This is a genomic window from Amycolatopsis sp. NPDC058278 (genome assembly GCF_042881395.1).
GTDB lineage: Bacteria > Actinomycetota > Actinomycetes > Mycobacteriales > Pseudonocardiaceae > Amycolatopsis.
On sequence record NZ_JBHVXZ010000007.1, the window covers coordinates 140,418 to 148,980 of the forward strand.

Genomic DNA, 8,563 nt, shown 5'->3' on the forward strand with positions numbered 1-8,563 from the left:
CATCCGGTCACCTCCTCGCGACACCTTCGACGGTACGCGCGAGTGCTAGCTATTGCAAGCACTCTGCTTGCAACTATCGAGTGTGGTGGTGCTCACCGCTACCGTGGTCCCATGACGCGCTCGGCCCGGCTGCGGCGACGCCTCGTCGAGCACCTCCTCGACGAGGACGTCCTGCACGCGCCGGAATGGATCGCCGCCTTCCGCGCGGTCCCCCGCCACGTCTTCCTGCCGCGGTTCTTCGTGCCGGCGGGCGGGCTGTGGGCGGCGGTCGACCGCGGCGACCCGGGCTGGCTGGAGACGGTCTACTCCCGCGACGTGCTGGTGACGCAGCTCGACGACGACCCGGACCGCTGGGAGCGCGCCCGGCGCACCGGCCCGGTGGCGGGTACGCCGACGAGCTCGTCGAGCATGCCCTCGATCATGGCGATCATGCTCGAGGAGCTGCGGGTGCGCGACGGGCAGTGCGTCCTCGAGATCGGCACCGGCACCGGGTACAACGCCGCGCTGCTGAGCCACCGCTGCGGCGCCGGCCGGGTGTCCACAGTGGACATCGATCCGGTGATCGTCGCGGCCGCGCGCGAGCGGCTGGCCGCCGCGGGTCACCATCCGGCGTGCGCCGTGGGCGACGGCGCGCTCGGCTTCCCGGCCGGGATGATCTTCGACCGGGTGCTGTGCACCGCTTCGGTATCGTCGATCCCGCCGGCCTGGCTGGCGCAGACCGCGCCGGGCGGGCTGATCGTCACGACGCTGAACCGCCCGATCGGCGCCGGGCTGGTCCGGCTGGTCGCCGGCGAAGACGGCACCGCGCAGGGCCGCGTCCTCGCGCGCGACGGCCGCTTCATGCCGCTGCGCGCGCACCGGCTACCGGAGACCGGCCCGCTGCCGATGCCGTCGCGCGGCGACTGGGAGCAGACGCGGCTGCCGATGTCGACGGTGCTCCAGCCCCGCAAGCAGTTCGAGTTCTTCGCGGGACTGGCGCTGCCCGGCGTCCGGCCGGTGCGTGAAGGCGGCGACGAAACGCCGGGCGTCGCGCTGGTGCACCCGGACGGCTCGTGGGTCCGCCACCGCAAGCGCGGCGGCGCCGACGAGGTCGCCCAGGGCGGCCCGCGGGCGCTGTGGGAGCTCGCCGAGGCGGCCTTCGTCGAGTGGTGCGAGCTGGGCAAGCCGGACCGCGACCGGTTCGGGGTGACGGTGACCGCCGACCGGCAGGAGTTCTGGCTCGACTCCCCGGACGGCCGCACCTGGCCGCTGGACCGAAGCGACCGGCCACCCGCACCGGGGGCTGACCTCGGTCCGGCGGACTAAGGCAGCCGCGCCCGGATCCACCTCTCCACGTGATCGGCCGTCGCCTCGCGGGACGCGTCCGTGGTGTCGAAGAGGTCGACACCGAGGCCCGGGCCCGACTTCCGCAGCCAGTCGTTGAACTCCAGCATCTCTTCGATCCGCGGCTCGTCCCACTCACGCCAGGCCGGACGCGCCCGCAGCCTGACCCGCAGCGAGTCCGGCGACCCGACCAGCGCCAGGTAGTGGATGTCGCTGAAGAACGCGCGCTCCGGCAGCTGCTCGAACTCCGGCGGCGCCACCGTCCCGCACAGCACGACCGGGCGGCCGTTCTGCTGCACCATCGCCGCCATCCGCAGCCAGACCGAGCGGAACGACGTGACGTCGCCGCGCAGGGCATCGATCCAGAGGATGTCCTGCTCCAGCAGCACGACGTCACCGGCGAACCGCTCGGCCAGCAGCGGCCCCATCGTCGACTTCCCGGCGCCGCTCGGGCCGGTCAGCGCGAACAGGGGCAGCTTCCGGAACGGCCGCTCGTGCCCGCACTTCGGGCACGTGATGACGGAGCCCTCGACGACCGGGTGTTCGGCCAGCTCCCCACACGCCGGACAGATCCGCAGGTCGAGACCCATTTCAGTCGAACAGGTTCTCGAGGAAGCTGCGCTTGCGGTGCCCCTGCCCGTACGGACGCGGCGAATCCGGGTACCCCCGGTGCGGCCGCGGCGAGTCCGGGTAGCCGCCGCGGTGCGGCCGCGGCGAATCGGGGTAGCCCCCGCGGTACGCCTTCGGCGAGTCCGGGTGGCCGCCGCGGTAGGGCCGCGGCGAGTCGGGACGGCCGTGGCCGCCCTGGTACGGCGGCGGCTGCTGCCGGCCGTAGAACGAGCTCTCCGCACCGACGATGGCCTCGAGCTCACCGCGGTCGAGGAAGATCCCGCGGCAGCCGTCGCACTGGTCGATGTGGATGCCGTTCTTGTCGACGGTCCGCATCTGGTTCTGACACTTCGGACAAATCACACCGCCGAGCCTACGCAAAAACGGGTCAGCAGGCGCAGAGGCAGAACGGGTGCCCGACCGGGTCGGCGTAGACGCGGAACGTCTCCGGCTTGTCGTCGAGCAGCTTCGCGCCCAACCCGAGCACGCGCTCGTGCGCCGCCTCCAGGTCCGTGACGTTCAGGTCCAGGTGCAGCTGCTGCGGATTCTCCGCGGACGGCCACGCCGGCGGCCGGTAGTCGGGCACCCGCTGGAACGCGATGCCCGCACCACCGGCGGGATTGGCCAGCGTCACCCAGTGCCCGTCCTCGGCCACTTCGGGCGCCTCCCACTCCAGCACCGCGCGGTAGAACTCGGCCAGCGCCACCGGGTCGGGGCAGTCGAGGGCCACCACACCCAGGGTCGGTACCGCACTCATCGTCGCTCCCTTCGATCCTGAGTAATCCTGAGTAACCAGTGAAGCGATTATGTGGGTTAGTACACCCGAAGGCAACCGCCGTACACTCGGTAAGTGCACACCGACGCCTCCCTCGTGGTGGAGTTCCTCAACACGGTCAACGTCGAAGAGGGCACCGACCTGCTCGAAGATCCCGGGCAGTGGCACGAGTGGGCGGCCGCGCACGCACTGGCGGCCAATCCGGCCGGCGAGGCCCGCGCGGCGCGGGACGCCCTGCGCGCGGCGATCGGCGACCCGCGGCTGCAGGGAGAACCGCGTGTCGACGTCGGCACCCGGATCTCCCTCACCGACGACGGGCCGGCGCTCGTCGCGGACGACGTCGTGGGCGCGGTGTTCGCCGCCTGCGCGCGGCTGGTCGTGCGCGGTGACTGGATCCGGCTGAAGATCTGCCCCGCCGACACCTGCCTGTGGGCGTTCTACGACGAGTCGCGCAACCGCTCGCGGACGTGGTGCTCGATGCGCGTCTGCGGCAACCGCGAGAAGGCGCGCGGCTGGCGGGCCCGCGCCGCCGCGGGCTGAGGAGCCCTCATCCGAGCGGCGGACACTCGAACGGCTGTGGACAACTTGGGGACGATGCACCACATATCCACGCCCCGGACCGCCCTGCCCCCACACGTTGTGGACAGCCGTTAGGCCATCACCGTGAAAAGTTGTGGATAACCCGGGGGATAACTCAGCTTCCTGTGGACAACTGGTTTGAAGCTGCCCCGGGTGTGGTATATGACCAAGCTCCTCAGAACAACAGCTCCGCGACGGCGTAGATGACGAGCCCGGCGAGCGCGCCCACCACCGTGCCGTTGATCCGGATGAACTGCAGGTCGCGGCCCACCTGGAGCTCGATCTTGCGGGACGTCTCCTCGGCGTCCCATCGCTCGACCGTGTCGGTGATGATCGTGGTGATTTCCCGTGAGTAGTTCTTCACGAGGTACGCCGCGGCCCCCTCGACCCAGCCTTCGGCCTTCGCGCGCAGCTGGTCGTCGGTGATCAGCCGCTGTCCGAGCGAGGTCAGCCCGAGCCGGACGCGGCGGCGCAGCTCGCTCGACGGGTCCTCGGCCGCGGTCAGCAGCATCTCCTTCGCCGTGCTCCACGCCGAGCCGATCAGCCGCTGCACCTCCTCGTGGTGCACGATCTGGCCCTTGACCTGCTCGGCGCGGGCCATCACGTCCGGGTTGCTCTGCAGGTCCTGGGCGAACTCGCCGAGGAACTTGTCCAGCGCGAGCCGCATCGGGTGGTTGACGTCGGTCTTGACCGCCCACGCGAAGGACAGCACCTCGCCGTAGACCTTGTCCGCCAGCATCTCGTCGACGAACTTCGGCGACCAGCTCGGCGCCCGGTCCGACACCACGCGCAGCATCGTCGTGTGGTTGTCGCGCACCCACTCGTAGCCGCGGTCGCACATCAGGTCCACGAGCTTGTGGTGCGCGCCGTCGGCGAACACGCCCTGCAGGATCTTGCCCAGCGGCGGGCCCCACGGCTTGTCGATGATCCGGCGCGCGACGGCCTGCTCCATGATCGCCTGGATGTCCTCGTCGCGGAGCACCTTCACCGCGGCCCGGACCGCCGTGGCCAGCTCGGACGTCACGCGCTCGGCGTTTTCCGGCTCCGCGAGCCAGCCGCCGAGCCGCTTCGCGATCTCGACGCGCTTGAGCTTGTCGCGGATGACCTCCTCGGAGAGGAAGTTCGAGCCGACGAAGTCGCCGAGGCTGTTGCCCAGCGCGTCCTTCTTGTTCGGGATGATCGCCGTGTGCGGGATCTTCAGCCCGAGCGGGTGCCGGAACAGCGCCGTGACGGCGAACCAGTCGGCCAGCGCGCCGACCATGCCGGCCTCGGCCGCGGCGCGCACGTACCCGACCCAGCCCGGCCAGCCGCTCGCCTGCGCCCAGCTGGTCAGCAGGAACAAGAGCGTCGCGCCGAGCAGGAACGACAGCGCGACGAGCTTCATCTTGCGCAGCGCACGCCGCTTTTCCTCTTCACCGGCCGCGCCGCCCGGTGGGTCGGCGGGCGTCACCTTCGCGGGGGTCAGTTGCTCCACATCGCCATTGTCCGTGAGGATGGCTGATCGTGCGCGAACCTGCTCTCGTCCCCCGGCTCCGGCCGTTCACCTCGACCATCTTCGCCGAGATGACGGCGCTGGCCGTCCGGCACGACGCGGTCAACCTCGGCCAGGGCTTCCCGGACACCGACGGCCCGGACGGCATGCTCGAAGCGGCGAAGAACGCCCTGTTCGGCGGGGCGAACCAGTACCCGCCGGGGCCCGGACGGCCCGAGCTGCGGGCCGCGATCGCCCGGCACCGGCTGCGCTACGGCACCGAGTACGACCCGGACACCGAGATCCTGGTCACGGCGGGCGCGACGGAGGCCATTGCGGCAGCATTGTTGGCCCTGACCGAGGCCGGTGACGAGGTGATCGTCATCGAGCCGTACTACGACTCCTACGCCGCCGCGGTCGCGATGGCGGGCGCCGAGCGCCGCGTCGTCGGCCTGGTCGAAGGCCCGGACGGCCGGTTCGGCCTCGACGTCGACGGCCTGCGCGCCGCCGTCACGCCGCGGACCAGGGCGATCCTGGTGAACTCGCCGCACAACCCGACCGGGACCGTGTTCACCCGCGCCGAGCTGGAGGCGCTGGCCGCGCTGTGCGTCGAACACGACCTGATCGCGATCACCGACGAGGTCTACGAGCACCTCGTCTTCGATGACGCCGAGCACATCCCGCTGGTCACGCTGCCCGGCATGCGGCCGCGGACGGTGAGCATCTCCAGCGCCGGCAAGACGTTCAACTGCACCGGCTGGAAGATCGGCTGGGTCTGCTCGACGCCGGAACTCGTCGCGGCCGTGAAAGCGGCGAAGCAGTTCATCACCTTCGTGTCGGGCGGGCCGCTGCAGCCGGCCGTCGCGCACGCGCTCGACCACGAACTGCCCTGGGTCGACGGCCTGCGCGAGTCGCTGCAGGAGAAGCGCGACCGGCTTTCGGCCGGCCTCGCGGACGCCGGGTTCGCCGTCCGGCCGACGGCGGGCACGTACTTCGTCTGCGTCGACGTCCGGCCGCTCGGCTTCACCGACGCCGCCGATCTGGCCTGGGAACTGCCGGGCCGGGTCGGGGTGGCCGCGGTGCCGGTCAAGGTGTTCACCGATCACCCGGACGAGTGGAACCACCTGCTGCGTTTCGCGTTCTGCAAGCGCAACGAGGTCATCGACGAGGCCATCACCCGATTGCGCAAACTGGTCTGATCACCGCGACCCGGCTGAGTAGACGTCCTTCACGGCCGTTCGGGCGGGGCATCGGGCGCGGGTGCGGTCTCGGCCGGCGCGCCGGGACGGGCCGGCCGTCCACCTTTTGCCGCTCCGGGCCATCACTCTCCGCGATGACGAAACGACCGCTTCCGCGACGGCCACGACACGCACCGCGAGCTCCCCGCCGCGGGGCTCCGCCTGGCGAGGGCCGGCCACACCGGACGTCCCGCGGCGCGGCCGGCCGAGGTCGCCGCGATCACGGACCGCAGCCGGATCCCGGACCGGTTCGAGCCACGCGGTTTCGGCGCAGGGCAAGCGAAGCCGCGCGGGGGAGCCCGTTCGGCCCAGCAGCCGTCGGCGTTCCGGGTGGAATTCCGGTCGCTCGGCCGAAACCGCGGCGTGCGCACCGAGCGGAACCGACTCGACACAAAGCGCGTCCGGGCGCCGGGAAACATCAGGTCAGCGCCGAACCTGCAAATTGCAGAACTCGTCCGAATGGCCGTAAGCGCACACCCGAACGGCACTGAGAGTGATCAACTCGTCAGCCGTACATACCTTGCCCGGCAGGGCTGCTCGGCCTTGCGGGCTGGATCGAACGCGGGAGAGATGAAAGACTCCGAGCGGTGCTAGAACGAGTGCAGCCCCGGGGGAACTGCGACCTGGCCGGAGAAAGACCCCAGCAACAACAGGCTCGAGCGGAAATCGCGGAAGCCGCAGGCGCGGACGGTGGTGGTGGCGGTGAGCAGCACGGCGGACGCGCGCCGCGACGCTCCCGTGCGGCCTGCGCTCACCCTGGGAACTCGCCTTCGACCTGCGCGCACCCCGGGCACTCGGCCGGTGCTCACGCCGAATAAAGCGGGCGCCTCGTACGCGCGGACACGTGCACCGCGCCCGTGGACGGCCTCGCTGCAGCGGCCCGCCGCCAAGATCCTGGTCGCCGGCGGCCTGACCTTCGCGGGCTGGCTGCTCGGCGCCGCGCTGTCCGGCAGCACCGCATCGGCGGCCGACCGGCCGGCGTGCCCCGAAGCGCCCGTGGTTTCCACTGTGGACCACGCCGCGAAGCCGTTCTGGCACGCCCGGCACCGCAAGAGCCACCACGAGACCGGCGCCGCCACCTGCGCAGTGCAGCCGAAGGGCGACAGCGCCGAACCGGCCCCGGCGGACGAGACGCAGGCGGACGAGACGCCGACCGCGGCCGAGACCACAAAGGACAGCTCGGCCGAGGGACAGCCGGCGGCCACCACGCCGGAGAGCGACCCCGCCGCAGAGCCGACGGCCACTGCGCCGGAGAGCGACCCCGTCAGCGAGCCGACGGCCACCACGCCGGACAGCGAGCCGGTCGCCCCGGAAAGCTCTTCCACCGAGGAGCCCGCCGCCACGACGCCGGACAGCTCGACTCCCGCCGAGACCGCGGCCACCACCAAGCCGAAGACCAAGGCGACCTCCGAGGACAGCTCGACCGCCGAAGCACCGAAGGCCACCTCCTCCAGCGGGAACCTGCTCGGCAACCTCGTCGGCGGCACGCTGAACGCCGTCAGCAGTGCGACCACAAAGGACATCGCCGACGAGCCGGCCGCGCCCGCCAAGACCACCACGGCCTCCGGCGGCGACCTGCTCGGCGGCCTCCTCGGTGGCGTCCTGGACGTGGTCGGCGGAACGCTGTCCACCGTCACGGGCACCGTCGGCGCCGTCACGGACACGCTTTCCCACACCGTGCTCGCGCCGCTCACCCAGCCGCTCGCGGGCCACCCCGGTGCGCCCGTGCTGCTGCCCCTCGACGACCTCCTGGGCCCGGTGTTCAGCGGCGGCTCGAACTCCGGCGGCGTCATCGCGGTCGTACCCGGCGTGACGGCGACCGTCGTCACCCAAACCCAAACCCAGGCACCGGCCACGGTGCTCGAGACCGTCCCGGCCGCGGTTCCGACGACGGCCGACCCGCAGCAGCAGACCACCCGGGTCGCGGTCGCGCGCCTCGTCGTCCGGCACGCGGAGTCGCTGCCGGCGGCCCACGAGCAGCCGCGCGACTCCGGCACCCACGCCACGGGCGGCGGTGGCGACTCCACGCCCGGCCTGCCCGGCGGCACCACCGCGCCGAGCGCGCCGGCCCCCACCGCGGCCCCGGGCCACGACGGCCCCGGCGGCGCCCGCCACGCGTTCGCCGTCCACACCGACGACGTCACCACCACGCAGCTCAAGCTGATGGGCACCAGCCGCGACCACGAAGTCGACGGCGCGGGCAGGGAAGCCGCCCTGCCCACCACCTCCCCCGACTGACCCCCGACCGGGCAGCTGGGGACAAGTGCGTCCAAATCAAGATCATCAAGGCGCACCCGCACGCTGTTGAGGCGTGACGTTTCCCCTGCTCCAGTACGTGATCCGTGGCTCTTTCACGTCTCGCGACGCCTTGCCGCGTCCGACGTACCCCCAGGGGCGAAACCCATGCGAAACCACAGACTTTCCGACCGGCCGACCGCGCCCGGCCGGGTCGGATCCCGGTCCCGGGGGGGCGGGGGCCCCCCCCCCCCCCGGCCCCCCCCCCCGGGCCGCCCGGGGGCCCCGCGCGCCCCCGCACGGATAACAAAAAATAAAAGCACGCGAACAAAC

Annotated in this window: 9 protein-coding genes; 4 read left to right on the top strand and 5 right to left on the bottom strand. The window is 71.9% G+C overall.

Features of this window, described 5'->3' with window-relative positions; all coding sequences use genetic code 11:
- Positions 1 to 111: 111 nt before the first annotated feature.
- A complete protein-coding gene (locus ACFVYA_RS05740) occupies positions 112 to 1,305 on the top strand; it encodes a methyltransferase domain-containing protein (protein ID WP_387042823.1) in 1,194 nt (397 codons plus the stop codon).
- Here ACFVYA_RS05740 and ACFVYA_RS05745 read toward each other — a convergent pair.
- The 3 genes from ACFVYA_RS05745 to ACFVYA_RS05755 are packed head-to-tail and all read right to left on the bottom strand — an operon-like array spanning position 1,302 to position 2,689.
- Positions 1,302 to 1,913: a nucleoside kinase gene (locus ACFVYA_RS05745; protein WP_387042825.1), complete on the bottom strand. Its 612-nt coding sequence runs from the start codon at positions 1,911 to 1,913 to the stop codon at positions 1,302 to 1,304. The two genes, ACFVYA_RS05740 and ACFVYA_RS05745, sit on opposite strands and share 4 nt — an antisense overlap.
- A gap of 1 nt (position 1,914) precedes the next feature.
- On the bottom strand, positions 1,915 to 2,313 hold the full coding sequence (locus ACFVYA_RS05750; protein WP_285987868.1) for a zf-TFIIB domain-containing protein: 399 nt from the start codon (positions 2,311 to 2,313) through the stop codon (positions 1,915 to 1,917).
- Positions 2,314 to 2,320: 7 nt separating this feature from the next.
- Positions 2,321 to 2,689 (bottom strand): VOC family protein, encoded by a 369-nt coding sequence (locus tag ACFVYA_RS05755; protein ID WP_387042827.1) that lies wholly within the window; start codon positions 2,687 to 2,689, stop codon positions 2,321 to 2,323.
- Between the two features lie 93 nt (positions 2,690 to 2,782).
- Here ACFVYA_RS05755 and ACFVYA_RS05760 point away from each other — a divergent pair, with 93 nt between their 5' ends.
- Entirely contained in the window at positions 2,783 to 3,247 is a 465-nt protein-coding gene (locus tag ACFVYA_RS05760; protein ID WP_285987866.1) for a CGNR zinc finger domain-containing protein, read from the top strand.
- A gap of 214 nt (positions 3,248 to 3,461) precedes the next feature.
- On the opposite strand, the gene ACFVYA_RS05765 is transcribed toward ACFVYA_RS05760, so the two are convergent.
- Positions 3,462 to 4,760, bottom strand: a complete 1,299-nt coding sequence (locus tag ACFVYA_RS05765; protein ID WP_387042830.1) for a DUF445 domain-containing protein — start codon at positions 4,758 to 4,760, stop codon at positions 3,462 to 3,464.
- Positions 4,761 to 4,789: 29 nt separating this feature from the next.
- Here ACFVYA_RS05765 and ACFVYA_RS05770 point away from each other — a divergent pair, with 29 nt between their 5' ends.
- On the top strand, positions 4,790 to 5,956 hold the full coding sequence (locus tag ACFVYA_RS05770) for a pyridoxal phosphate-dependent aminotransferase (protein ID WP_387042833.1): 1,167 nt from the start codon (positions 4,790 to 4,792) through the stop codon (positions 5,954 to 5,956).
- A 629-nt stretch (positions 5,957 to 6,585) separates the two neighbouring features.
- On the opposite strand, the gene ACFVYA_RS05775 is transcribed toward ACFVYA_RS05770, so the two are convergent.
- Positions 6,586 to 6,750: a hypothetical protein gene (locus tag ACFVYA_RS05775; RefSeq protein WP_387042835.1), complete on the bottom strand. Its 165-nt coding sequence runs from the start codon at positions 6,748 to 6,750 to the stop codon at positions 6,586 to 6,588.
- Positions 6,751 to 6,796: 46 nt separating this feature from the next.
- Here ACFVYA_RS05775 and ACFVYA_RS05780 point away from each other — a divergent pair, with 46 nt between their 5' ends.
- Positions 6,797 to 8,233, top strand: coding sequence for a hypothetical protein (locus tag ACFVYA_RS05780; RefSeq protein WP_387042838.1), 1,437 nt, complete (start codon positions 6,797 to 6,799; stop codon positions 8,231 to 8,233).
- Positions 8,234 to 8,563: the final 330 nt, after the last annotated feature.

What these genes read in the sequence shown, in the direction of transcription:
- ACFVYA_RS05740 (WP_387042823.1), top strand. Translation starts at nt 112, where the DNA reads ATGACGCGCTCGGCCCGGCTGCGGCGACGCCTCGTCGAGCACCTCCTC.
- ACFVYA_RS05755 (WP_387042827.1), bottom strand. Translation starts at nt 2,689, where the DNA reads ATGAGTGCGGTACCGACCCTGGGTGTGGTGGCCCTCGACTGCCCCGAC.
- ACFVYA_RS05745 (WP_387042825.1), bottom strand. Translation starts at nt 1,913, where the DNA reads ATGGGTCTCGACCTGCGGATCTGTCCGGCGTGTGGGGAGCTGGCCGAA.